The sequence below is a fragment of the Corynebacterium sp. HMSC073B01 genome (assembly GCF_001838255.1).
In the GTDB taxonomy this organism is placed as follows: domain Bacteria; phylum Actinomycetota; class Actinomycetes; order Mycobacteriales; family Mycobacteriaceae; genus Corynebacterium; species Corynebacterium jeikeium_D.
Genome location: NZ_KV836182.1, coordinates 1 through 421 on the forward strand (window position 1 = coordinate 1; position 421 = coordinate 421).

Sequence of the window (421 nt, forward strand, 5' to 3'; positions counted from 1 at the left end):
GTAGGTCCCAAGGGTTGGGCTGTTCGCCCATTAAAGCGGCACGCGAGCTGGGTTTAGAACGTCGTGAGACAGTTCGGTCTCTATCCGCCGCGCGCGTAGAAACTTGAGGAAGGCTGTCCCTAGTACGAGAGGACCGGGATGGACGTACCTCTGGTGTGCCAGTTGTCCCGCCTGGGGCATGGCTGGTTGGCTACGTACGGAAGGGATAACCGCTGAAAGCATCTAAGCGGGAAGCCTGTTCCAAGATTAGGTTTCTTTTGAGGTCCCCTATAGATGATGGGGTTGATAGGCCGGATCTGGAAGCATCGTAAGGTGTGGAGGTGACCGGTACTAATAGACCAAACATTCAACACACAAAGTGTGAATTACAGGGTTTTTGCTCGCGTCCGTTATTCAGTGTCTGGCATGACACCACCCACCC

Annotated in this window: 1 rRNA gene; it reads left to right on the plus strand. The window is 54.2% G+C overall.

The window, feature by feature from the left end:
- Positions 1–354, plus strand: a 23S ribosomal RNA gene (locus HMPREF2849_RS09115); the annotation flags it as partial.
- Positions 355–421 lie beyond the last annotated feature (67 nt).